General features: G+C 48.8%; 25 protein-coding genes and 1 other annotated feature (1 of these 26 running past the window's edge). Of the genes, 23 read left to right on the top strand and 2 right to left on the bottom strand.

Annotation, left to right across the window (positions count from 1 at the left end; all coding sequences use genetic code 11):
• Window positions 1–177 (top strand) — a binding site (T-box leader) (it extends 23 nt beyond the left edge of the window).
• Window positions 178–215: 38 nt separating this feature from the next.
• The 21 genes from alaS (at window position 216) to MOZ60_RS07355 (ending at window position 20,626) form a co-directional block, all read left to right on the top strand.
• On the top strand, window positions 216–2,855 hold the full coding sequence (gene alaS / locus MOZ60_RS07255; protein ID WP_370596150.1) for an alanine--tRNA ligase: 2,640 nt from the start codon (window positions 216–218) through the stop codon (window positions 2,853–2,855).
• Window positions 2,856–2,995: 140 nt separating this feature from the next.
• Window positions 2,996–3,265, top strand: coding sequence for an IreB family regulatory phosphoprotein (locus tag MOZ60_RS07260; protein WP_108775754.1), 270 nt, complete (start codon window positions 2,996–2,998; stop codon window positions 3,263–3,265).
• Window positions 3,262–3,681: a Holliday junction resolvase RuvX gene (ruvX, locus tag MOZ60_RS07265; protein ID WP_108775755.1), complete on the top strand. Its 420-nt coding sequence runs from the start codon at window positions 3,262–3,264 to the stop codon at window positions 3,679–3,681. The genes MOZ60_RS07260 and ruvX overlap by 4 nt, the downstream gene beginning before the upstream one ends.
• Window positions 3,682–3,717: 36 nt before the next feature.
• Window positions 3,718–3,981, top strand: a complete 264-nt coding sequence (locus MOZ60_RS07270; protein WP_370596151.1) for a DUF1292 domain-containing protein — start codon at window positions 3,718–3,720, stop codon at window positions 3,979–3,981.
• On the top strand, window positions 3,971–5,104 hold the full coding sequence (gene mltG, locus MOZ60_RS07275) for an endolytic transglycosylase MltG (protein ID WP_277634684.1): 1,134 nt from the start codon (window positions 3,971–3,973) through the stop codon (window positions 5,102–5,104). The genes MOZ60_RS07270 and mltG overlap by 11 nt, the downstream gene beginning before the upstream one ends.
• Window positions 5,101–5,571, top strand: coding sequence for an NUDIX hydrolase (locus tag MOZ60_RS07280; protein ID WP_370596152.1), 471 nt, complete (start codon window positions 5,101–5,103; stop codon window positions 5,569–5,571). Before mltG ends, MOZ60_RS07280 begins: the two co-directional genes overlap by 4 nt.
• Window positions 5,571–6,203, top strand: coding sequence for a uridine kinase (udk, locus tag MOZ60_RS07285; RefSeq protein WP_108775759.1), 633 nt, complete (start codon window positions 5,571–5,573; stop codon window positions 6,201–6,203). Before MOZ60_RS07280 ends, udk begins: the two co-directional genes overlap by 1 nt.
• Before the next feature lie 37 nt (window positions 6,204–6,240).
• Entirely contained in the window at window positions 6,241–6,717 is a 477-nt protein-coding gene (greA, locus tag MOZ60_RS07290) for a transcription elongation factor GreA (RefSeq protein ID WP_108775760.1), read from the top strand.
• Window positions 6,718–6,751: 34 nt separating this feature from the next.
• Window positions 6,752–6,997: a hypothetical protein gene (locus MOZ60_RS07295; RefSeq protein WP_370596153.1), complete on the top strand. Its 246-nt coding sequence runs from the start codon at window positions 6,752–6,754 to the stop codon at window positions 6,995–6,997.
• A 373-nt stretch (window positions 6,998–7,370) separates the two neighbouring features.
• Window positions 7,371–7,844, top strand: a complete 474-nt coding sequence (locus MOZ60_RS07300) for a ComEA family DNA-binding protein (RefSeq protein WP_370596154.1) — start codon at window positions 7,371–7,373, stop codon at window positions 7,842–7,844.
• On the top strand, window positions 7,841–9,760 hold the full coding sequence (locus MOZ60_RS07305; protein ID WP_370596155.1) for a ComEC/Rec2 family competence protein: 1,920 nt from the start codon (window positions 7,841–7,843) through the stop codon (window positions 9,758–9,760). The genes MOZ60_RS07300 and MOZ60_RS07305 overlap by 4 nt, the downstream gene beginning before the upstream one ends.
• Window positions 9,753–10,763 carry a DNA polymerase III subunit delta gene (gene holA, locus MOZ60_RS07310; protein WP_370596156.1) on the top strand — a complete coding sequence of 337 codons (1,011 nt, stop codon included), beginning with the start codon at window positions 9,753–9,755 and terminating at the stop codon, window positions 10,761–10,763. The genes MOZ60_RS07305 and holA overlap by 8 nt, the downstream gene beginning before the upstream one ends.
• Entirely contained in the window at window positions 10,756–11,247 is a 492-nt protein-coding gene (locus MOZ60_RS07315) for a DNA-deoxyinosine glycosylase (RefSeq protein WP_370596157.1), read from the top strand. Before holA ends, MOZ60_RS07315 begins: the two co-directional genes overlap by 8 nt.
• On the top strand, window positions 11,234–13,411 hold the full coding sequence (locus tag MOZ60_RS07320) for a peptidase U32 family protein (RefSeq protein WP_370596158.1): 2,178 nt from the start codon (window positions 11,234–11,236) through the stop codon (window positions 13,409–13,411). The genes MOZ60_RS07315 and MOZ60_RS07320 overlap by 14 nt, the downstream gene beginning before the upstream one ends.
• Window positions 13,386–13,784: a large conductance mechanosensitive channel protein MscL gene (gene mscL, locus MOZ60_RS07325; protein WP_277007390.1), complete on the top strand. Its 399-nt coding sequence runs from the start codon at window positions 13,386–13,388 to the stop codon at window positions 13,782–13,784. The genes MOZ60_RS07320 and mscL overlap by 26 nt, the downstream gene beginning before the upstream one ends.
• Before the next feature lie 91 nt (window positions 13,785–13,875).
• Window positions 13,876–16,821 carry an SMC hinge domain-related protein gene (locus MOZ60_RS07330; protein ID WP_370596159.1) on the top strand — a complete coding sequence of 982 codons (2,946 nt, stop codon included), beginning with the start codon at window positions 13,876–13,878 and terminating at the stop codon, window positions 16,819–16,821.
• Window positions 16,818–17,789 carry a signal recognition particle-docking protein FtsY gene (gene ftsY / locus MOZ60_RS07335; RefSeq protein ID WP_277007385.1) on the top strand — a complete coding sequence of 324 codons (972 nt, stop codon included), beginning with the start codon at window positions 16,818–16,820 and terminating at the stop codon, window positions 17,787–17,789. The genes MOZ60_RS07330 and ftsY overlap by 4 nt, the downstream gene beginning before the upstream one ends.
• On the top strand, window positions 17,779–18,114 hold the full coding sequence (gene ylxM / locus MOZ60_RS07340; RefSeq protein ID WP_108775771.1) for a YlxM family DNA-binding protein: 336 nt from the start codon (window positions 17,779–17,781) through the stop codon (window positions 18,112–18,114). The genes ftsY and ylxM overlap by 11 nt, the downstream gene beginning before the upstream one ends.
• Window positions 18,107–19,303 (top strand): acetate kinase, encoded by a 1,197-nt coding sequence (locus MOZ60_RS07345; protein WP_108775772.1) that lies wholly within the window; start codon window positions 18,107–18,109, stop codon window positions 19,301–19,303. The genes ylxM and MOZ60_RS07345 overlap by 8 nt, the downstream gene beginning before the upstream one ends.
• Window position 19,304: 1 nt before the next feature.
• Window positions 19,305–20,261: a DHH family phosphoesterase gene (locus MOZ60_RS07350; protein ID WP_370596160.1), complete on the top strand. Its 957-nt coding sequence runs from the start codon at window positions 19,305–19,307 to the stop codon at window positions 20,259–20,261.
• A gap of 185 nt (window positions 20,262–20,446) precedes the next feature.
• Complete coding sequence (locus tag MOZ60_RS07355) at window positions 20,447–20,626, top strand: hypothetical protein (protein WP_370596161.1); 180 nt, start codon at window positions 20,447–20,449, stop codon at window positions 20,624–20,626.
• On the opposite strand, the gene MOZ60_RS07360 is transcribed toward MOZ60_RS07355, so the two are convergent.
• Window positions 20,623–20,829, bottom strand: a complete 207-nt coding sequence (locus tag MOZ60_RS07360) for a hypothetical protein (protein ID WP_370596162.1) — start codon at window positions 20,827–20,829, stop codon at window positions 20,623–20,625. The genes MOZ60_RS07355 and MOZ60_RS07360 overlap by 4 nt on opposite strands.
• Window positions 20,830–20,873: 44 nt before the next feature.
• Window positions 20,874–21,089 carry a hypothetical protein gene (locus MOZ60_RS07365; RefSeq protein WP_370596163.1) on the bottom strand — a complete coding sequence of 72 codons (216 nt, stop codon included), beginning with the start codon at window positions 21,087–21,089 and terminating at the stop codon, window positions 20,874–20,876.
• Window positions 21,090–21,389: 300 nt separating this feature from the next.
• Between MOZ60_RS07365 and MOZ60_RS07370 the strand changes: the two genes are divergently transcribed.
• Both MOZ60_RS07370 and MOZ60_RS07375 read left to right on the top strand, forming a co-directional pair.
• The gene (locus MOZ60_RS07370; protein ID WP_370596164.1) at window positions 21,390–21,704 is read left to right on the top strand and encodes an ArsR/SmtB family transcription factor; all 315 of its coding nucleotides are present in this window, start codon (window positions 21,390–21,392) and stop codon (window positions 21,702–21,704) included.
• An 80-nt stretch (window positions 21,705–21,784) separates the two neighbouring features.
• Window positions 21,785–22,753 (top strand): NADH:flavin oxidoreductase, encoded by a 969-nt coding sequence (locus MOZ60_RS07375; protein WP_370596165.1) that lies wholly within the window; start codon window positions 21,785–21,787, stop codon window positions 22,751–22,753.
• Window position 22,754: the final 1 nt, after the last annotated feature.

Below are 22,754 nucleotides of genomic sequence, written 5' to 3' on the forward strand. Positions count from 1 at the left end.
TAGCATTTCTGTTCAGGCTGAAAGAGAGTAGACGGCAGGTGCAAGTCTATAGCCGGCAATGATGTGAAGCTGCCCGTGAGAGCATGTTAATCCATGCCGTTTCCTGCGTTAAAGGATGAATTAAGGTGCACACACATGTGTGAACCAGGATGGTACCGCGTTGACAGCGTTCCTGGAAATATGGAACGCTTTTTTATATTCATCAGGAGGTCATCATGACAAACAAACAGCTGACTGGCAATCAGGTACGCCAGATGTTCCTGGACTTCTTTGCGTCCAAAGGATGCATGGTAGAGCCAAGTGCCAGCCTCATTCCTCACAACGATCCAACTCTGCTTTGGATCAATGCCGGTGTTTCTGCTTTGAAGAAGTACTTCGATGGCAGTGAAAAGCCGGCTTCCAACCGCATATGCAATGCCCAGAAGTCCATCCGGACAAACGACATTGAAAATGTCGGCAAGACAGCCAGACACCACACCTTCTTTGAGATGCTTGGCAATTTCTCAATCGGCGACTACTTCAAGACCGAAGCCATCACCTGGGCATGGGAGTTTCTGACCAGCCCGAAATGGATCGGCTTTGATCCCAAGCGCCTGTATGTCACCGTTTATCCGGATGATACCGACGCCTACAATCTGTGGGTCAAGGTCGGCATGGATCCCAAGCATATCCACAAGACGATGGATAACTTCTGGGAAATCGGCAGAGGTCCGGGCGGACCGGATACCGAGATCTATTATGACCGTGGTGAAAAGTATGATCCGCAGCACCTGGGCGAGAAACTGTTCTTTGAAGACATGGAGAATGACCGCTACATTGAGGTCTGGAACATCGTCTTCTCCCAGTATGACTGCCGTCCGGGTGAAGTGCCGCGCAGTGAGTATAAGGAACTGCCGCAGAAGAACATTGATACCGGCATGGGTCTGGAAAGGCTTGTCGCTCTGATTCAGGATGGTGAGACCAACTTCGATACCGATCTCTTCCTGCCGATCATTCATGCCACGGAAAAGTATGCCGCTCATCCGTATTCTGATCCTGAATATAAGATGGCATACCGTGTCATTGCCGATCATATCCGTACGGTGACATTTGCCATTGCCGATGGCGCCATGTTCTCTAATGAAGGCAGAGGCTATGTTTTGCGCAGAGTATTGCGCAGAGCAGTCCGCTATGGCCGCAAGCTGGGCATTAACGGAGCTTTCATGTATAAGCTTGTCCAGGTTGTCGCTGACAATATGAAAGACTACTATCCGTATCTGGAAGACAAGGTGACCCTGATCAGCCGCCTGGTCAAGCAGGAGGAAGAATCCTTTGCCAGGACGCTGGACAAGGGTGAGGATCTGCTCAATGCTGCCATGAAGGAACATGAAAAGGAAAAGGCTCTGCCTGGCGATGTCGTATTCCGTCTGTATGATACGTATGGCTTCCCGAAGGAACTGACCACGGAGATTGCCCAGGATGCCGGCTATACGGTTGATGAAAAGGGCTTTGAGAAGGAAATGGAGCTGCAGAAGCAAAGAGCCAGAGATGCCCGTGCCAATGTGCAGTCCATGCATGGCCAGTCCAAGGATCTGATGGACTTTACAAAGGAAAGTGTATTTACCGGTTATACCGACAAGACCTGCAAAGGTGAAGTCATCGGCCTGTTCCATGATGGCGTGGCTGTCAATGAACTGTCTGATGAAGGTGATGTGATTCTTTCCAGCACCTGCTTCTATGCAGAGAGCGGCGGCCAGTGCGCAGATACCGGAAAACTGTGGAATGATACATTCAAGGCAGATGTCGTTGACGTGCAGAAAGCACCGCACAAGCAGCATATGCATCATATCGACCATGTCGAGGGTATTATCCACATCGGCGATGTACTGGAAGGTGCCTATGACTTTGCAGCAAGACAGAGAACCCGTGCCAACCATTCTTCTCTGCATCTTTTACAGGCAGCTCTGCGTCAGGTACTGGGCGATCACATTGCCCAGGCTGGTTCCTACAATGGACCTGATTACGGCCGTTTTGACTTCACGCATTTTGAAAAGCCGACGGCTGAGCAGCTCAAGGAAGTAGAGCGCATCGTCAACGAGAAGATCAATGAGGATCTGCCTGTTACAACCCAGGTTCTGCCGATTGAAGAAGCAAAGAAGACAGGTGCTACAGCCCTGTTTGATGAAAAGTACGGCGATACTGTAAGAGTTGTATCTATGGGTGATTTCTCCAAGGAATTCTGCGCCGGTACACATGTCAATAACACAGGTGATCTGGGCAGCTTCCATATCCTGTCCGAAGAGTCTGTCGGTTCCGGTGTACGCCGTATTACTTCTGTCACCAAGATGAAGTCTTATGACAGCTTCAAGCAGGAAGAGGAGACACTTGAGGATCTGGCTGCTCTGTTGAAGCTGAAGAAGGCAGACGGCCTGCATGAGCGGATTGCAAAGCTTCTGGAAGAAAATAATGAACTCAAGAAGGAAGTCGCAGCTGCCAATGAGAAGGCACTGCAGGCCGATGCTGAAAGCAAGCTTGCCCAGGCAAAGGAGATCAATGGACTGCATGTTCTTACGGTTAAGCTGAGGAACTTTGATGCCGGTGAGCTCAAGAAGTATGCAGAGCTTCTGCGCAATAAGATGCAGGATGGCTTTGTATTTGTGGCTGATGAGACAAATGGAAAAGTTGTCTTTGTGGCCGCAAGTTCCAAGGCGGCAATTGCCAAGGGTCTCAAAGCTGGCGATATCGTCAAGAAGGCAGCCCAGATCTGCGGCGGCAATGGCGGCGGCAGACCGGATATGGCTCAGGCCGGCGGCCGTGATGTAGCCAAGATTGATGAGGCAATCGCTGCTGTCAAACAAATCATTGAGCAGTTATAACGACAAACATAGAAAACCCGGGAAACCGGTTTTTCTTTTTGGCTTCAAATGTGAAAATTCACTAAAGTTTGGCATAGCCTGCATGCACACTTATATACTTTTTTTGCATTTTGTCCTAAAATATGAAAAAGGAGGCTCGTATGAATAAGAATAATCAGGATGTTACGGAAACTGTCAGCTTTAATGCCGAAGAGATCCGCCGTTCTAATATCTGTGAGATTTTAAAGCATGTTTCACAGGCACTTGAGGAAAGAGGCTATAACTCGATCAATCAGCTTGCGGGCTATCTGATTTCCAATGACCCGGCTTACATTTCCAGTCATAATAATGCCAGAAGCATCATTCAGTCTGTTGAGCGCCATGAGATCATTGAGGAGCTTGTCAGATTTTACCTTGAGGAGCACAAGTGAAGTATTTAGGCCTGGACCTTGGCAGTGTGACCTGCGGCGTTTCGATCAGCCAGACCGGTCTGATTGCCGGTACGTATGAAACAATCCGCTTCAAGCCGGATGATTATGATTCCGCCCTGGATCAGGTGCTGGAAGTGATCGCCAAAGAGAAGCCGGATGAGATTGTGCTTGGCATGCCGTATATGCTCAATGATGATATCGGACCGCGTGCACAGATCTGTCTGGAGTTTGGCAGACAGCTTGAGAAGGAGAGCGGTCTGCCTGTGCATATGCAGGATGAGAGGATGACGACGGTGGAGTCGGAGGATATTCTTCTGCAGGCGGATGTTTCCAGGAAAAAGAGAAAGAAAGTCATCGATCAGATGGCTGCTGTTGCCATCCTGCAGAGATGGCTTGATAGTGGCAGAAGGGGCTGAGGCCGCCTTTTGCTTTTAGGGGAAAGGAATACTTGTATGACTGATGACAACCGCATGACGATCACCGACGACAATGGCCAGGAACGGGAGGTGCATATCCTCTCCAACTTCGATGCCCCGGATGGACGCCACTTTGTGCTGTTTGAGGATCCTGCTAATCCGGATGCCGGCGTGTATGTCTACCAGTACGATGATGATGGCAACATGGATGTCGTAACGGATGAGAAGGATCTGGAAATGTGCGAAGAAGTGCTTGGTGCAATCAGCGATCAGCTGGAAGGAGGATCCGATGGCAACTGAAGATACTGCCAGCCTGAACAATGAGGAAGAAGCGCAGCCAAAGAAAAAGAAGAAGCACAGCATCGTCTTTCGGATTGTGTCAGTCATTGTGCTGCTTGGCATCGTGATTCTGGTGTCTGAGGGATACTACTATTATCGATGCACACAGCCGATGTCTTCCCAGAGTGAAACGGTGGAATTCGCCGTTCCGGATGGGGCTACGATTGCGTCTGTATCAGAAGATCTGCAGTCAGCAGGCCTGATCCGCAATGCAAAAATCGGCTATTACTTTGCCAAGCTGAATGGCTACAGCAATCTGTATGCCGGCAAATTCAACCTGGACAAGTCCATGACCCTGGATACGATCTACCAGACATTGAATGACCAGAGTGCTGCCATTTCGGATGCCTCGGTCACCATCATTGAAGGTGACTGGGCCAAGGATGTGGCTGCTAAGATTGCAGCAGTTACAGATGTATCTGCGGATGATCTGATGAATCTCTGGAACAATGCGGACTGGATCCGATCCGAAATGAGCAAATATCCATTCCTGACAGAAGATATGTTTGCGGATGGTGTCAGATGTTATCTGGAAGGCTATCTTGCCCCGGATACATATTCTTTCAAGCAGGACAGCACAGCAGAAGAAATCACGGAGAAGATCCTGGATCAGACCAATGCCGTCTACAGCCAGTACAAAGATCAGTTTGCCGCATCAGGCTATACGATTCATCAGATCTATACGCTGGCTTCCATTGTGCAGTATGAGGGCGGCTCTCAGGATGAGGAAGTACTCAAGAACATTGCCTCGGTATTCTACAACCGTCTCAATGCAGATATGCCTCTGCAGTCATCGGTCACGGTCTGCTATGCCATTGACTATGACAAGCAGACTGACAACTGGCAGTCCTGTGAGGTCAACAGTGATTTTGATTCACCATACAATACCTATCAGCATGATGGCCTGCCTCCCGGCGCGATTGAAAATGCCGGTACAGCAGCACTGGAAGCGGTCCTGAATCCGAATCAGACTGATTATTACTACTTCATGGCAGATGTCTACGGTGATGGCACGGTTTATTTTGCCAGAACACTGGATGAGCACAATGCCAATGTAAACAAATATCTCTACGGCAACTCATGATCCATTCTGTCTGTGTCTATCTGCATGATGACAGTGCGTGGCTGCTGATGTACCGCAACAAGAAACCACACGATGTCAATCATGGCAAATGGATCGGCGTTGGCGGCAAGATGGAAAAGGATGAAACACCACTTACGTGTGCCATCCGTGAAACGCGGGAAGAAACCGGTTATGAATTGGTGCCAGATTCTTTACAGCTGCAGGGAGAAGTCCTGTTTGATTCGCCGCTTGCAGAAACAGAGAAGATCTGGATCTATACAGCACAAGTGCAAAAGCATGATCTGCCTGTATGCAATGAAGGCACGCTTGCATGGGTGAAGGAAGAGGATATCTTTTCACTGCCTATGTGGGATGCGGACAGAATCTTTCTGAAAGAAGTACTTGCAGGGATCCAGCAGCCGTTTTACTATCGTGCACGGTATGATGAGGCAGGCCGGCTGACAGGCTTGTCAAAGGGAGATGAATGATGAGTAAACCAATCATTATTGGCATTGCCGGAGGCAGTGCATCTGGAAAGACAACGATTGCAGAAGAAATCCGCAATGCGTTCTCAGATGAAAAGAGTGTATTGATTATCCGTCAGGATGACTATTACAAGGACCAGTCGGATATGCCGATGGAAGAGCGCCGCAAAACAAACTACGACCATCCGCTTGCATTTGACAACGACCTTCTGATCTCCCAGATCCATGATCTGCAGCATGGCAAGCCGATTGAAAAGCCGAACTATGACTTTGTCAATCACACCAGGGCAAAGGAAACAACAACCCTCTATCCATGCGACGTGCTGATTCTGGAAGGTCTGTTTGTACTGGAAGTCAAAGAGATCCGTGATCTTCTGGACATCAAGGTATTTGTGGATACGGAACCAGATATCCGGTTTATCCGCCGTTTGATCCGTGACGTCAAGGAAAGAGGCAGAACCCTGGATTCAGTTGTGAGCCAGTATGTGACAACGGTCAGAGTCATGCATGATTCCTTTGTGGAACCAAGCAAGAAATATGCCAATATCATCATTCCGGAAGGTGGTTCCAACACAGTTGCAGTCGACCTTCTGATCACAAAAATCAGTAGCATCATCCACCATGGAATGCTATAATTACCGCGCAAATTTAATCAAATAAAAGGAGTCGTTCATGTCTGAAGATAAAATTTATGTCACTGAAGAAGGCTTGAAAAAGTTACAGGATGAGTATGATAATCTTGTCCATGTTGTTCGTGAAGAAGTAAAAGCAGAACTGGCAGAAGCACGTTCCCTTGGTGACTTGTCCGAAAACGCCGACTATGATGCCGCACGTGACAAGCAGTCTCAGGTTGAAAGCAGAATCGCTCAGCTGGAACAGATGCTGCAGCCGGGTCACTATGAGATCATCAATAAGAAGACCGGCCGTTCCAAGACCGTATCCATCGGTTCTACGGTTACCATCCGTTTCCTGGATACCAAGGAAGAGGGAACTTACACCATTGTTGGTTCCACCGAAGCAGACCCGCTCAATGGCAAACTCTCCAATGAAACAGCACTGGCAAAGGCCATCCTGGATCACAAGGTTGGAGAGACAGTGGATGTCAATGCCAAGCAGCCATACTCTGTTGAGATCCTGAAGACCAAGTAATCACTACATCATATATCAACTTAAAACAGGTGATATGTTTCGCAACGAAACGCATCACCTGTTTTTATTCCTGCATTATCCAAAGGCAGACCATCAGGAGACAATGGCAGCATCCTCCACCACATCATTGGAAACGGTGATTGAAAGCCCAGTCTGGAATCCATATGATGCTGGGGCTGCAGATGGTGTAACAGCAGGAAGGTGCTTATTACAGCAGAAGATGGGGAAGCGGCTGCCGTACCGGAGGCACATGCCGCTGCCAGCACGGGAAGCAAAATGATGATTTTATTCTTCCTGAACATGATGAATCCGCTATATCTATCTGCATTGTACGCGATCAGTAAGCCAGAAAGCACATGATATTTTCCTTCCTATTTTCATCAATCGGATCAAGCTGCCTGATGGTATGATGATGCTGTAAGCACATCGTACACATGGCTGTACTGGTTTCTGTTTATCAGTATCATCCCTGCAGTCATCATTTCATTTTGTGGGAATCTGATCATGTTACTGTATTCAGCACTTTTGCCAATCAAACAATCTGTTACAAAGGTGGACTTTGTCCGCCTTGCTGTAAACTGGAATCTCACCAGTAAGTTTCAACAGGGGAATTCATCATTTTCAAGGACATAAGATCAGTGGAGGTTTCCTGTATGAAACAGACACTGATTTTGATTGCCATGATTGCCCTGGCCCTGTGCATCGATCTTTCTCCTGTGGATCTCGCCAATCTGCAGAATGAGAGCATTCATGTTTCGATTGATGGTGAAGTACAGAATCCTGGTGAGTATGAACTCCCGTTGTATTCGCAATTGACATCTTTGTTGGAAATGGCGGGAACAACGGCAAGTTCTGATCTTTCCAGTCTGAATCCTGATACGATCCTGAAAGATCATGACCGCATTATCATACCGGCAGTTTCCGCACAATCCAAAGCCAAAGTATCCATCAATGCGGCAAGCCAGGAGGATCTGACAGCACTGCCTGGCATCGGACCTTCCACCGCTGCCCGCATCATTGCTTACCGGGAAGAAAATGGCTTCTTCCAGCAACTGGAAGATCTGATGAACGTCAAAGGCATTGGGCCAGCCAAGTTTGACAAGGTGAAAGATCACATTTCTCTATGAAGACAATCTGGAACAGAATCCTGCTGCTGGCACTATGTGTTTTTGTGTTTCGATGTCTCTCATCAAGGTGGCCGTATCTTTTCCTTGTCCTGCTTTGTGCATATTGGTTCTTACGAAACAGAGATTACTCGTTTGTACTTGCCGGCATGATTCTTCTATGCACCATGATTCCCATCTATTCATCATCCATGCCATCGTTTTCTCAAGGCAGGGTAGTTTCTGTTTCTTCAGGCTATGGCATCATCCAGAACGGCAGCGAACGCATTGTACTGTACAGCCAGGAAGAACTGCCGTTTGATGCCGTGGTTTCCTTTACGGGTGAATACAAGGAGCTTGTCTCTTCACCAGCGTTTTACCGCAATGATTTTGCCAAAACCATGCAGGCAAAAGGAATTCATTATTCTTTGTCCTGTAAAGATTTCCAGATCCTCACGCAGTATCCATCTTTCCGCCGCTTTCTGCAGAAACAGTGTGCTGCCATTGAAGATCCTGTAATCTCTGCTTTTGCCAGGAAAGTACTGCTTGGCATATCTGACAAAGAGCAGGACAGCTATCTTTTCCGGCATGGCTTTTCTTTAACCGGTCTGCTTGCCTTATGCAATCTCATCCTGAAATACATCCTGGATCAAAAACAAAGAGAGAAGGTGCTTCTAAGCATTGGCGGTTTACTGTTTCTGCTGTATGGCTTTCCGCTTGTACTTGCCCAGTATCTGCTTGTCCATCTTTTCAAACGGTCCAGTATGCGCAAGGATCAGGTACTTGGCCTGGGCTTTCTGATCCTGCTGTTTGTTTACCCGGAAAGCTACATCTCTGTCTCGTTTCTGATTCCGGCTGCTTTCCGTCTCTGCTCTCATTTCTATCCGCGCAGAAAATCTGTTTCTTTACTGACATCTTTGTTGCTGCAGGGATGGTTCTTTCATGGCATGGATCCCATTGTTTCCCTGGTCTATCTGTTTGTCAGGCCATTGCTTGGCTTTGTCTATGTTCTGTGCTTTCTGTATGTATTTGTCCAGACTTCTTTTCCTGCTTTGCTGGTAATCCATATTGATCGCTTTTTATCTTTGTTTTCGCTGTTTCATCTGCCGGGATCGATCCTTGGCTTTGGCCTGTTTTTCTATGTCCTGATGGCAGTATGCATGATGCATCTCAAACATGCCTCCCTCTGGCTGCTCGGTTCTTTATTGCTGTTTCAGCTGTCTGGCCTGTTTCATCCATTTGCGTCTGTGTCGTTTATCAATGTCGGCCAGGGCGATGCTATTTTGATCAAAGGACCGTTACGCTCGTTCAGTATTCTTGTCGATACAGGCAAGCCAGAGCAGTGGCGTACACTGTCGGCATTTCTGGAAGGAGAGGGGATACGGAAACTGGATGGTTTGATCATTACCCATGGTGACAACGACCATTCCGGCAATATGGATTCTGTCATTGCAAAGTATCAGCCGGATACGGTATTGACTTCACATGTGAAAAGCATATGTGCCGGAAAGCTGTGTCTGTATGATCTTAATGATCTGGAAACAGAGGATGAAAATGAGAGCTCTCTCTGCATGTATTTCCAGATCAACGGGCTGAGGTATCTTCTGACAGGTGATATCAATGCCAATGCAGAGGAACGCATTGCCCGCCGCTATGGGAAGCTGAAATTGGATGTATTGAAGCTGAGCCATCATGGCTCTGCCACTGGTTCCAGCTCCATCTTTCTTGACACCGTGCAGCCTTCTGTGGCTGTGGTCTCAGCCGGTGCCTACGCTTTGTACCACCATCCATCCCAGGAAGTTCTGCAGCGTCTTTTGCAAAGGCACATTGTCTGGTTCAATACCAGAGAGGAAGGAGATATCCAGATCCAGGCCATCGGCCCATGGAATTGTGTGCTGACGGCTGGTGACAGGATTGGTATAATACGGACTGATGAGTGAATATGCAGTATATGGTAAAAATGAATACCGGGAAACGGTCCAGATCCAGCGGATTCTGCAGGAAGAGCGCGTAGAAAAGACGCAGGTTGTAGAGATCGATGCTTCCAATGCTTCACAGTTTCGCATGGAAGATGCTTTGACCCAGTGCAATATGATGACACTGTTTTCTGATGAAGGCCGCAGAGCAGTGATTTTGAAAAACCCATATTTTCTGAAAAGCTCTGACAAAGCAAAGGCAGATGGCAAAACCAAGGACACAAAGCGGGAACGCATGCTCTCTCTTTTGGGCGAATATCTTGCCCATCCCAATCCCGATACGGCATTGATCTTTGATCTGCAGGGAAATGATATTGATACCCGCCGCAAAGAGACAAAACTGCTGGAGAAATACCATGTGAAGATGATTGCCTGCAATCTGATCAAGCCATGGGAATTTCCTGACCATATTGCAGAGCTGTTAAAGCAGGGCGGCTTCGTGCTGACAGCAAAGGCCAGAGCAGAGTTTGACCTGCGGGTAGGTACGGATGAATTCCAGCTGCATCATGCGATTGAGAAACTTTCTCTGTATGGAGAAAAAAACTACGATGAAGATACGATCCGCCAGCTGATTCCGGAAGATGCCAATCTGGATATGTGGCAGCTTGGCAATGCCTTTATGAAAGGGGATATGGCCGGGGTTGTACGGGCCAAGGAACAGATGTTTGCCAAAGGCATGGATGTCAATGCCATGATTCCTTTGCTTGCCAGCCAGCTGCGGCGTGCCTATGATATCGCTGCTTTGCGGGATCTTGGCTATGACGCTGCCCGGATCGCCATCCGCCTGCATGCCAAGGAAAGCGGCATCCGCATGACGCTGAAGAACATTTCAAACCGCTCGGCCAGAACACTCTTGCATCTGGAAAGTGAGCTTGCCAGTGTGGAGCAGGGCATCAAAGCCGGGACACTTGTACCCAAAGATGCCTTTGAGACATATCTTCTCAAATACGGAGGCAGACATGGCTGAGACACAGAAAGTTGTCCATCCCTTTGCCCCAATTGTTGATGCCCACAGCAGGGTATTGATTCTTGGCTCGTTTCCTTCCGTGATTTCCAGACAGCAGTCTTTTTACTATGCCAATCCGCATAACCGCTTCTGGCCGGTGCTGTTTGCGTTGTTTGAAGAAGAGCCTTGTGAGCGCACAGAGTTCTGCCACCGGCATCATATCGCCTTATGGGATGTAATCCACAGCTGCACGATTACCGGATCCTCAGATGCCTCGATCAAAGATGTCAAAGTCAATGATATTAACGGTCTGCTGAAAGACAGTGAGGTCCGGGCTGTATTTACCACAGGTACAAGGGCATCTTCTTTGTATGAAAAGTACATTGACTGTAAGCTTGTGCATATTGCATTGCCAAGTACGTCCAGTGCCAATGCAAGAATGAAGATGGATGATCTTGTGAATGCCTACAGGATCATCAGGGAGTATTGCGATGAAAAAGATTGAACTGCTGGCTCCGGCCGGCAATATGGAAAGCCTGAAGGCTGCCGTGCAGGCAGGCTGTGATGCCGTCTATCTAGGCATGACAAACTATTCTGCCCGTGCCTTTGCCGGCAATTTTGACAGGGAGCAGCTTGTGGAAGCGGTGCACTATTGCCATGTGCGCAATGTGCGTGTCTATGTGACGATGAACACGATGCTGTATGAAACCGAGATCGAGCGGGCTAAAGAAACTGTTGATTTCCTGTATCACAGCGACGTCGATGCACTGTTAATCCAGGACCTTGGCCTGTTCCATCTTGTCCATACCATGTATCCTGACTTTGAGATTCACTGCTCCACCCAGATGCATATTCATAATCTGGCTGGTGTACAGGTGATGAAAAACGAAGGCGCATCCCGGGTTGTCATGGCAAGGGAATCCCCAATTGAACTGATTGAGAAGGCATGCCAGATGGGCATTGATATTGAAGTGTTTGTCTATGGTGCCATCTGTATCTCTTATTCCGGTCAGTGCCTGTTTTCTGCATCGATGAAAAATCGCAGTGCCAACCGCGGCATGTGTGCCCAGTGCTGCCGGCTGAAATACTTCCCGGATGGCACCCATCACTTCCAGGAAGGTGACTATATCCTTTCCCCGCGTGATCTCAATGTCATCGATGAAATCCCCCAGCTGATCAAAGCGGGTGTTGCTTCCCTGAAGATTGAAGGCCGCATGAAGCGCCCTGAATACGTGTATCTTGTCATCAGGACATTCCGGGAAGCCATTGATGCCTGCCAGCAGGGCAGAGAATATCATGTTTCAAGAAAGAGACAAGAAGAACTGCTGGAAATGTTCAACCGCGGCTTTTCCAAAGGACATCTGTTCCATGATGATGTCAAAGAACGCATGAGCCAGTACCGCCCGAATCACCGCGGCATCCAGATCGGCACCGTCGAATCCTTTAACCATGGCGAAGTTACGGTAAAGCTGTCTGCACCGCTCCATCAGCATGACGGCCTGCGCATCCTGCATACACCTGCCGACATTGGCCTGACCGCAGTCAAAATCTTCCGCAAAGGAAAACTTGTCAGCTCTGCTGACAAAGGAGACATCGTCTCGCTGCCGCTGCATGGCAAAGACAGACCAAAGCCCGGTGAGCCTCTGCAGAAGACTAGTGATACGGTTCTGCTGGCAGAGATTGATGAAGAGATTGCCCATAACAGCCGCAAGGTTCCTCTTTCTGCAGAGTATCATGCCATGCCTGGTGAAACGATGAAACTATGCTTGAAAGATGCGGATGGCCATGAAGTAACGGTCGAGACGGATACGGCCCTGGAAATGGCAAAGAAGGCACCGATGCAGAAAGCACAGATCGAAAGCTCTCTTGCTAAAACCGGTGATACCTGCTTTGTGATCGATTCCTTCAGTGGTGAGGCAGGCAATGTGTTTATTGCGGTATCACAGCTCAATGCCTTACGGCGAAATGCACTTGCCAAGATGGAAGCAGCGCGTGCCGTCCTGCACAAGCGCACGCAGGCAAGACCGTACGATTTCCATCTGGATCCCACACCGGCACCAAAGCAGCGCATCCTGATTGAAGAAGATGATTTTGCCAGCGAGAGTAAACCATACGATGATGCCTGCTTCATCACCCAGGGCCATGGCCTGACTCCGGTCATCAACCAGGAACAGATGCCTGGCGGTTTCCTTGCCGATACCGTCATTTCCCAGATGGGAGATTTCTCCTGTGAGATGAAAGACTGCATTGCCGGCATGACACTGAATCTTGCCAACAGCTATGCACTTGCCTTTGTATTGTCGCATCCTGGCATTGTGGGGGCTGTGTTCTCCAGTGAATGCTCCAATGAACAGATTCATCAGACACTGACTGCCTTTGCATCGCGCTATGGCTTTGTGCCATATACGTATGCACTTGTTTATGGCCGCCGTGTATTGATGCATATCAAGGACCGCTTTACATCTGAAAAAATCACATCAATGCAGGATTTGCATGGCTCTGTGTATCCGGTGCGCTATAATGGTTCCAGCACAGAAATCGTGGAAAATGAGCCGGTTCACCGTGCCAATCCATACTGCTATGGCAGCTATGTGATTCTGGATGAATGGACAAAGGATCCATCATCTGTACAGGAGGAAGTCAATGAAGAAATTTTGGGAAGAATTTAAGGCTTTTGCATTAAAGGGAAATGTCATGGATATGGCCATTGGTGTCATCATGGCATCTGCATTCGGCACTGTTGTATCATCTCTGACTGACAACATCATCAATCCGATCATCGGCCTGCTGTTCCAGCTGGATTTCAGCAATGTTGCCATTCATATGGGAAGTGTGGATCTCAAGATCGGCGCCTTCATTTCATCCGTCATCAATTTCCTGTTGATGGCACTGGTGCTGTTCATCATGGTCAAAGCCGTCAACAAAGCTGTCAACCTGCATCCCAAGAAGGAAGAAGAACCGGCAGCACCTGCCAAGAGCCCGGAACTGCTCGAATTGGAAAAGATTACAGCTCTGCTGGAAAAGCAGAACGAAAACAAGTAAGCTTTTGGCTTTTCGCAATCTGAAAATGGACTGTTCTCCTGTGAGAGAGCAGTCTTTTTGCTATAATAGCAAAGCGTTTAAGGAGAAATAAATGTTTCTGAAACAAATCCAAATGCAGGGATTCAAGTCCTTTGCCGACAGGACGGTCATCAACTTCTCTGACCCGATTACCGGCATCGTGGGTCCCAACGGCTGCGGAAAGTCAAATATATCAGATGCGGTGCGCTGGGTGCTTGGTGAGCAGAGTGCCAAAAGCATGCGCGGCGACAAGATGAATGATGTCATTTTCGCCGGCAGTGCCGACCGGCGTAAACTCAACATGGCAGAAGTCACCCTCATCTTTGACAATACCAGCCGGGTACTCAACATGGATCAGGATGAAATCGAAGTCACCAGAAGACTTTACCGTGACTCCGGTGATGCTGCATACCTCATCAATAACCAGAATGTCCGCCTCAAGGATGTCGTTGACCTGTTCCTTGACACAGGTCTTGGCCGTGATTCTTTAAGCATCATTTCACAGGGCAACGTTGTCAGCTTTGCCCAGGCCAAGCCGACAGAGCGCCGCGGCGTGTTTGAAGAAGCCGCCGGTGTCTCCAAATACAAAAAAAGAAGAATGGAATCACTGTCCCGCCTGGAGCGCACCAAGGACAATCTCGATCGTTCCACTGACATCCTCAATGAGCTGGAAAAACAGGTCTCCCCATTAAAACGGCAGGCACATAAAGCTGAAATCTACCGGCAGAAGAAAGCACGTCTGGAAGAGATTGAAATCTCTGTGCTTGTCTCGGAGATTGATGAGATCAATGCCGGCATTGAATCTGCCCGCAAGACATTATTTGATATTGATACAAAGACGACGATGCTGCAGACAAATATCCAGGTTGCAGAAAACCAGATCCAGCAGGACCGCTCAGCTGCTTCCAGGCTGGATCAGGAAGTCAACAGCATGCAGGAAGAGCTCATGTCTTTGCTCAACAGCATTCAGGCTTTGGAAGCACGGCGTACAGAGCTGGATGAAAAGGCCAAGTACCTGATTGAAAGCGGCAATACCCAGCAGAAGATTGAACAGACGCGGCAGCTGCTTGCGGCGGCCAAAGCGGAATATGAAGACCGTAAGGCACGTGTGGATGCTTTGCACAATGAGATATCACTGTTACGTGAAAAGCTGACTCTGGCAGCCACAAAGATTGCGGATACGAGCGGTGCCTATGAAGCAGCCCAGGGTATGTTGCGGTCATTGGAAAACCGGCATAACGTCATTGAACAATTGATGCGCAATCCTTTCAATAACCAGGCTGGCATCCGTTCCATCATGGATCACCAGCATGATCTGCGCGGCATTCTTGGTGTCATCGGGCAGGTGCTCAAAGCCAAAAACGGCTATGAAGAAGCGATCTCCACAGCCCTTGGCGGTGCCTTGAACAACATCGTTACGGCTGATGATGCCTGTGCCAGAGAAGCCATCCGCTTTCTGACCAGAAACCAGAGCGGCCGGGCAACCTTCCTGCCTATTACGGTATGCACACCGCGCTATGTCTCACGTGATGCACAGATCATCTGCAACAACACCAAAGGCTACCTTGGCAATGCCAGTGCCTTTGTCGAATGTGATGCCCGCTTTGATCCGATCGTTGCCTCACTGCTCAACAACGTCCTTGTATGTGACACGATGGAATCCGGCAATAATCTGTCTGCGTTAACCAACCGCCAGTACAAGATCGTTACGCTGGATGGTGAAGTCATCCACCGCGGCGGATCCATGACCGGCGGCAAGACACGCCACAATGCCAACATCATGACGATGCAGAAAGAGGCCAATCAGATTCAGCAGTCACTTGATGCTCAAAGGGCCAGAGCCCAGCTGGCAAAGAAAGCACTGGATGAAGCCAATACACAAAGAGAACAGATCGGCCGCCAGCTGCGTGAAAAGCAGATTGCCCTGGCAGGTTTGGAACCGGTGCTGGATGCCAAGCAGGCAAAGTATGAAAAGCTGCGCAATGAAATGGCACTGCTTTCTCCCCGGCAGGAAGAGGCTTCTGAAACAAAGCCTGAGGATGATCTGATTGCCAGATTGAATCAGGCTTACCAGCGGCGGGATACGCTGACCGGCATGATCAAGACCAAACGGGAAGAGCGCATGTCAATCGGGCAGAATGCAGACCGCAGAGAGAACCAGCTGCGCCAGATGCGCAAAGATTTATCGACGGCACAGGCAAGTGCCAGTGCCCTCAAGGTTGATCAGGGCAGGCTGGAAACAAAACTGGAAGCCAATCTTTCAAGACTTGTGTCTGAGTATCAATTGACTTATGAATCGGCTTCCCAGCGCAAAGAGGAAGCGGAGATTGAGGATCTGGTGAAGGCACGTGAGGAAGTTGCACAGCTGCGTTCTGAGATTCAGCGGCTTGGCAATGTCAATATGAATGCACCGGAAGAATATGCCGAGGTCAACCAGCGCTATGAAACCATGAAGAAGCAGATTGAAGATCTGACAGCTTCCCGTGACAAGATTCTGGCTGCCATTGATGAGATGGATGAAGTCATGAAGAAACAGTTCCGGGAAACCTTTGATAAGATCAATCTGGCTTTCAATGATATCTTTGTCTCTCTCTATGGCGGCGGCAAGGCCAACCTGTATCTGCTGGATCCCGATGACATTCTCAATACCGGCATTGATATCGATGCCCAGCCGCCGGGCAAGGCAGTCCAGAATAACATGCTGTTCTCCGGCGGTGAAAAGAGTCTGATTGCACTGTGCGTGCTGTTTGCCATCCTGAAGGTCAAACCGGTTCCGCTGGTCATCCTGGATGAGGTGGAAGCAGCCCTGGATCCGGGCAACGTGGAGCGTTTTGCCCAGTATCTGCACCGCTATACAGACAAGACACAGTTCATTGTTGTCACGCACAGAGTCGGCACCATGGAAAACTGTGATGTGCTGTATGGCGTCACCATGCAGCATCAGGGTGTTTCCCAGATGCTGAAAGTCACACTCAAAGATGCGGTATCATTAGCCGATACAAGCAAGGAGGCTGTATGAGTTTTTTCTCAAAACTGAAAGAAAAATTTGCCGGCAAACAGGATAAAGCCGTCTATCTCAGCGGCTTTGAAAAGTCCAAGAACACATTCTCGGATGCCCTCAACCAGATGGGATCCAGCTTCCACGGCGTCGATGATGACTTCCTGGAACAGCTGACCATTGTCTTATTGGAAAGTGATGTCGGCATTGAACTGGCTGATCTGATCTGTGAGCGGCTGAAGAAGAAATGCGATGAATATCCCGGTATTACATTCCACTGGGCCATGAACTTCCTTCTGGAAATCATGAAAGACATCTATGATGAAATCCCGGATGCACCAATTGTCTTTAATGACAATGGTCCTACGGTGATTCTTCTAGAAGGTGTCAATGGTTCTGGCAAGACAACAACGGCTGCCAAGCTGGCCAGCATGTATACTGACCAGGGCAAGAAGGTTGCTCTGGTAGCGGCGGATACGTTCCGGGCTGGTGCCATTGATCAGCTGGCGGAATGGGGTGAGCGGCTGAACTGCCCGGTTATCAAGGGCAGAGAGAATGGGGATCCCAGTGCTGCCATCGTTGATGGCTGCCGCTTTGCCAAGGAAAAGGGTGCTGATATTCTGCTTTGCGATACGGCTGGCAGACTGCAGAACAAGGCAAACCTGATGCAGGAACTTGCCAAAATGAACCGTGTATCTTCCAGAGAGATCGAAGGGGCACCGCATGATACATGGCTGGTTCTGGATGCGACAACCGGCCAGAACGGTCTGACCCAGGCACAGGTGTTTGCCGAAAGCACTAAGCTGACCGGCATTATCCTGTCCAAGATGGATGGCACTGCCAAGGGCGGCATCATCCTGGCCATCAAGTACAAGCTGCATCTGCCGGTGTACTTCATTGGTCTTGGTGAACATCCTGAAGACCTGCGTCCATTTGATCTGGACAGCTATCTCTACAGTATTTCCGAAGGTCTCAAAGATGTCCAGTGAGCGTGAAACGTACAACCGTCTGTATGACTTCTATGGTGTCCTGCTGACCAACCGGCAGCAGAATATCTTCACACTGTATTACCAGGAAGATCTTTCACTGATGGAGATTGCTGAGAATGAAGGCATCTCGCGGGCAGCGGTGAGTGATACGCTGCGCCACTGCCGTGATGAGCTCAATGGCTATGAAGATCAACTGCATCTTCTTTCCTCTTTTGAGAAAAGAATGCAATACTATGAACAGATTCGTAAACTCTCGTCCAAAGAGGTAAGCAAGCTTCTGGACGCATGTATTAATACTGAAATCGAAGGAGGAAAAAATGAGTAAGATTATTTCAGTCAATTCCGGCTCCTCATCTTTAAAGTTCCAACTGTATGAAATGCCGCAGGAAAAGGTACTGTGCTCTGGCCAGGCAGAACGCATCGGCCAGCAGCTTGGTACGTTTACCATCAAGTACAATGGTGAAAAGAAAGTCACCAACATGCCGATTCCGGACCACAAGACCGCTGTCCAGAAACTGCTGTCTTCTCTGACAGAATGCGGCATCATCAAGTCACTGGATGAGATTGATGCAGCAGGACACCGCATTGTCCAGGGCGGCCCGTATTTCGGCAAGTCTGTGATCGTCGATCAGGATGTTGTCGACAAGGTACAGGAACTGGCAGAGCTGGCTCCGCTGCACAACCCGGCACATCTTGTCTGCTATGAAGCATTCAAGGAAGCACTGCCGAAGATCGGCCATGTCTTTGTCTTTGATACAGCGTTCCATCAGACCATGGGACCCGAATCTTATCTTTTCCCGGTGCCTTATAACTGGTACAAGGAATACAAGATCAGAAGATACGGCGCCCACGGCACATCTCACAAATATGTCAACAGGCGTGCTGCCGAACTGATGAACAAGGACTATCACAAGCTGAACATGATTACCTGTCATCTTGGCAATGGTGCTTCCATCACCGCCATCCGCAATGGCATGGTGATCAATACATCCATGGGTCTGACACCGCTGGGCGGCATCATGATGGGTACCAGATGCGGTGATATTGATCCTACGGTTGTCTTCTATATGATGAAGAAGCTGAATCTGACTCCGGATCAGATGGATGTCATCCTGAACAAGGAAAGCGGCATGCTTGGCGTTTCCGGCATTTCCTCTGATGCAAGAGATATCCAGAATGCTGTAAACAAAGGTGATGAAAGAGCAATTCTTACTGTCAATCTGTATGCCAACAGAGCCATCAATGTCATTGGTGGCTACTTCATGCAGCTGGGCCACTGTGATGCCATGGTATTTACTGCCGGCCTTGGTGAAAATGACTGGCACACAAGAGAGAGAATCCTGAAGGGACTGGAAGAGGGTATGCATCTGGATATCGACTATGACCTCAACATGCAGGCTGTAGGAAAGGAATGCTGCATCTCCAGACCGGATTCTGCTGTGCAGGTCTGGGTCATCCCGACAGATGAAGAGCTCATGATCGCCAGGGATACTGCAGCGCTGCTGCACCTTTGATATGCACTTCGATTTTCAGAATCTGCGGTCTGTCATTGCGGACAGTCCCATCATCACCGTCTTCCGCCATGAGCACCCGGACTGTGATGCCATGGGATCACAGAGTGCCCTGGTGACCTGGCTCAAAGAAAACTTCCCGGACAAGAAAGTCTATGCCTTGGGCTATGAGACATGCGACCAGGCACCATTCCCGGCAAGTGACCGTGTCAATGATGATACGATTGCAAAGTCCACGGCCATTGTCCTGGATACGGCCAATCAGGACCGTGTCGATGACAAGCGTTTTAAGGATGCCCGCTTCCTGATCAAGATTGACCATCATCCCAACCGGGAACCCTTTGGCAATCTGTGCCTTGTGTTTGATCAGGCAGCCGCAACCTGTGAGATCCTGACAGCCTTCTTTGAACAGAACAGTGATCTGTTGATCTCCGGAAAGACAGCCAGATATCTATATGAAGGTTTACTGACAGATACGCTTTGTTTCAGAACAAGCAATACGACTGCTCACACGCTGCATACAGCCAGCTTTCTGGCATCGTTCCAACTGGATATTCCAAGCCTCAACAGAATGCTGTTTGATACAGATCTGGAAGGATTCCGGTTTGCAACGTATCTGCGTTCCAGAGTGCAGCTGATTGATGGGCACCTGGCCTATGTGATTCTGCGCCGCAAGGATTTGCAGGAGTGGCACCTTTCCGCATCAAGTGCAAGAAACCGGATTGATGAACTGGGACACGTCAAAGAGTTTGTTGTCTGGGCAATGTTTACCCAGCATGATGACGGCCAGGAACTGTTTGACGGGTCATTGCGCTCCAAGACCGTGACGATCAATGATATTGCCGAGAAGTATCACGGAGGCGGGCATAAAAACGCTTCTGGCGTTAAGAATCTCAGCGAAGCAGATATCAATCAGATCCTGCAGGATCTGGATGCACGCATCCAGGAAGAGCATCACTGAAAACAATTTCGGATGTAAGTAAGCGGACAGGCAGAACACCTTTCCGCTTTCATGCGTTTCTTCTCTGAAACCTTGTAAAATCCTTTGATTCTGCCATCATTCTTTCAATAAATCTTTCCAAAGATTCATCTTCCGTTTCCTGTTTACATGATTAATACTGATGATGAAAGGGGAGGTATAGAAACATGATGACCGAACTTAATCGCAATCTTCCGAAGGATCATTTTGATGCAAACATGCTCGGTGCCTTCAGTACTTCGGATGAACCGCACCGTCTGATCAAGGACGACAAGGTAGAATTCCGCTGGCTGCGGCGCAAAGTGACAAACGATGTGCTGCTGTCCATGGCACCATTCATGCATTAAGAAACAGGAGTAATCATACTCCTTTTCTTTATGCCCTGCGGGATGCGGAAATCCGCACCTTCTTTGACAATACCAAGATTGGGATCTTCTGGAAAGATATCAACCGCCGCTTCATCGATGGCAATGCGTTCTTCCGTGACTGCTGCGGCTTTACACAAAGATCTGACTTTGTCGGTAAAACGGATGAAGAAATGGGCTGGCATGTCAACCCTAATCCATTTAAGAATGATGAATACAGAGTGCTGCATTATGGTGAACAGATCAATGGCGCAAAAGGAACTGCATCTCCCATGGCAAGATTCGTTCCATCAAGGCATGGAAGTTTTCGATCATCAGAAACGGCAGTATCGTCGGTCTGCTCGGCTACTTTGTTGATCTTGGCATTATTGCCGCAGGCACACACAATATCACCGCAATCCATCAGAATTCTGTGACAGGTCTGCTCGACCGCAGGGGACTTCATGATGCTTTCTGCCAGTATCAAAGTAGCTGGCAGAAAGAACACCGTGACTTTGCACGGATGGATGTGCAGCGGTTGGCAAAGACAGTGCTATCGGCAGACTGAATGCAGGCTATTTCCTGATTCTAGAACAGATGGACAGCGAAGATGAACTGAGAAACACACAGCGCAGAATTGAATCTTCCGCTTCCGTTAATACAGAGCTGGAACATAAACAGGATCTCAGCATTTGTTTTATTGTGGAAAAGCAGATAATTTATTTTTATATATTGACATATCTATAAACAGCGATATATTAAAGCCATGAACATCAAAGACATCTGCGGCGCCCTCGACAACCAGACGCGGCGCGACATACTGAAGTGGCTGAAAGAGCCAGAGAAATATTTTCCTCCCCAGGGTATTCATGTACCGGAAGGGATAAAGTTTGAGGGTGGTGCCTGTGTTGGCAGCATCTGTGACAAGGCAGCCATTACCCAGTCTACGATTTCCCACTACCTGGATATCCTGCAGAGGGCAGGGCTGGTGGAAAGCCAGCGGTGTGGGAAGTGGACGTACTACCGCCGCAATGAGAAGACGATACAGGCATTTGCGGACTACATCAAAAACGAACTATAAACCGGGCAGCAATTGCTGCCCTTGCTTAAGGGCTTACATATCGACAAAGAGAGATATAAAAATATAAAGGAGTGATTCAGATGAAACTTGATGAACCGTTACACACATTAAAACTGCAGTTAAAATCCCGTCTTGTGTATCCACCAATGGCTACCGGCAGTTCCAGCAACGGCTGCCCCAGCCAGCGCACTCTGGAACACTACCTGCAGGTAGCAGCCAACCCGCATGTAGGTCTTTTGATCACAGAACACAGCTACATTGATCCTCAGGGCAAAGCAGGCCAGAACCAGATGTCCTTTGCCTCTGATGATGTGATTCCTTATCAGAAAGCATTATCACAGCAGGTACATGAAGCTTCCAAGGGTCTTGTCCTGTTTGCCCAGATCAGCCATGCCGGTGCCAATACGTCTTCTCAAATCACCGGTCAGCAGCTTGTCTCTGCCAGTGCCCTTAACAAAGGCTTAGATGTCAGCCGGCCATTAACGATCAAAGAAATCCAGGCACTGGAAGATGAGTTTGCAGCAGCTGCAGTACGTGTCAAGGAAGCCGGCTATGACGGCGTAGAGATTCACTCTGCCCACAACTATCTGCTCAACCAGTTCTATTCACCGCTAACAAACAGCAGAACGGATGCCTATGGCGGACCATTTGAAAACAGGCTGCGCTTTCTGTTAGAGACGATCCAGAAAGTCAGAGCTGCCGTGGGAGACAGCTATCCCATTGCCGTCAGACTGGGCGGCTGTGACTATGAAGCAGGCGGCAGCACGATCGAAGATGCCGTTCAGGCCGCCAGACTGCTGGAAAAAGCCGGCATCGATCTTCTGGATCTTTCCGGTGGCATCCACATCTATCAGCGCCCCGGACACACAGAACCTGGCTGGTTCTCTGATATGAGCGAAGCTGTCAACGCAAACATCACGATTCCTGTCATTTTGACCGGCGGTATCAAGACAGTATCACAGGCAGAAACATTATTAACAGAAAACAAAGCAGATCTGGTTGGCGTCGGCAGAGCAATGCTTGCCAATCCGCTCTGGGGAAACAACTAAG

The organism is Grylomicrobium aquisgranense, assembly GCF_033971865.1.
In the GTDB taxonomy this organism is placed as follows: Bacteria; Bacillota_I; Bacilli_A; order Erysipelotrichales; family Erysipelotrichaceae; genus Bulleidia; species Bulleidia massiliensis.

Bases quoted from the DNA above. Each gene is read 5' to 3' on its own strand.
- ylxM (WP_108775771.1), top strand. From the start codon at position 17,779: ATGTCCAGTGAGCGTGAAACGTACAACCGTCTGTATGACTTCTATGGT.
- MOZ60_RS07365 (WP_370596163.1), bottom strand. From the start codon at position 21,089: ATGAAGTCCCCTGCGGTCGAGCAGACCTGTCACAGAATTCTGATGGAT.
- MOZ60_RS07305 (WP_370596155.1), top strand. From the start codon at position 7,841: ATGAAGACAATCTGGAACAGAATCCTGCTGCTGGCACTATGTGTTTTT.
- MOZ60_RS07315 (WP_370596157.1), top strand. From the start codon at position 10,756: ATGGCTGAGACACAGAAAGTTGTCCATCCCTTTGCCCCAATTGTTGAT.
- mscL (WP_277007390.1), top strand. From the start codon at position 13,386: ATGAAGAAATTTTGGGAAGAATTTAAGGCTTTTGCATTAAAGGGAAAT.
- mltG (WP_277634684.1), top strand. From the start codon at position 3,971: ATGGCAACTGAAGATACTGCCAGCCTGAACAATGAGGAAGAAGCGCAG.
- MOZ60_RS07360 (WP_370596162.1), bottom strand. From the start codon at position 20,829: ATGCCAGCCCATTTCTTCATCCGTTTTACCGACAAAGTCAGATCTTTG.
- MOZ60_RS07370 (WP_370596164.1), top strand. From the start codon at position 21,390: ATGAACATCAAAGACATCTGCGGCGCCCTCGACAACCAGACGCGGCGC.
- MOZ60_RS07350 (WP_370596160.1), top strand. From the start codon at position 19,305: ATGCACTTCGATTTTCAGAATCTGCGGTCTGTCATTGCGGACAGTCCC.
- MOZ60_RS07345 (WP_108775772.1), top strand. From the start codon at position 18,107: ATGAGTAAGATTATTTCAGTCAATTCCGGCTCCTCATCTTTAAAGTTC.
- udk (WP_108775759.1), top strand. From the start codon at position 5,571: ATGAGTAAACCAATCATTATTGGCATTGCCGGAGGCAGTGCATCTGGA.
- MOZ60_RS07295 (WP_370596153.1), top strand. From the start codon at position 6,752: ATGTTTCGCAACGAAACGCATCACCTGTTTTTATTCCTGCATTATCCA.
- ftsY (WP_277007385.1), top strand. From the start codon at position 16,818: ATGAGTTTTTTCTCAAAACTGAAAGAAAAATTTGCCGGCAAACAGGAT.
- MOZ60_RS07375 (WP_370596165.1), top strand. From the start codon at position 21,785: ATGAAACTTGATGAACCGTTACACACATTAAAACTGCAGTTAAAATCC.
- MOZ60_RS07330 (WP_370596159.1), top strand. From the start codon at position 13,876: ATGTTTCTGAAACAAATCCAAATGCAGGGATTCAAGTCCTTTGCCGAC.
- greA (WP_108775760.1), top strand. From the start codon at position 6,241: ATGTCTGAAGATAAAATTTATGTCACTGAAGAAGGCTTGAAAAAGTTA.
- MOZ60_RS07355 (WP_370596161.1), top strand. From the start codon at position 20,447: ATGATGACCGAACTTAATCGCAATCTTCCGAAGGATCATTTTGATGCA.
- MOZ60_RS07270 (WP_370596151.1), top strand. From the start codon at position 3,718: ATGACTGATGACAACCGCATGACGATCACCGACGACAATGGCCAGGAA.
- alaS (WP_370596150.1), top strand. From the start codon at position 216: ATGACAAACAAACAGCTGACTGGCAATCAGGTACGCCAGATGTTCCTG.
- MOZ60_RS07300 (WP_370596154.1), top strand. From the start codon at position 7,371: ATGAAACAGACACTGATTTTGATTGCCATGATTGCCCTGGCCCTGTGC.
- holA (WP_370596156.1), top strand. From the start codon at position 9,753: ATGAGTGAATATGCAGTATATGGTAAAAATGAATACCGGGAAACGGTC.
- MOZ60_RS07260 (WP_108775754.1), top strand. From the start codon at position 2,996: ATGAATAAGAATAATCAGGATGTTACGGAAACTGTCAGCTTTAATGCC.
- MOZ60_RS07280 (WP_370596152.1), top strand. From the start codon at position 5,101: ATGATCCATTCTGTCTGTGTCTATCTGCATGATGACAGTGCGTGGCTG.
- MOZ60_RS07320 (WP_370596158.1), top strand. From the start codon at position 11,234: ATGAAAAAGATTGAACTGCTGGCTCCGGCCGGCAATATGGAAAGCCTG.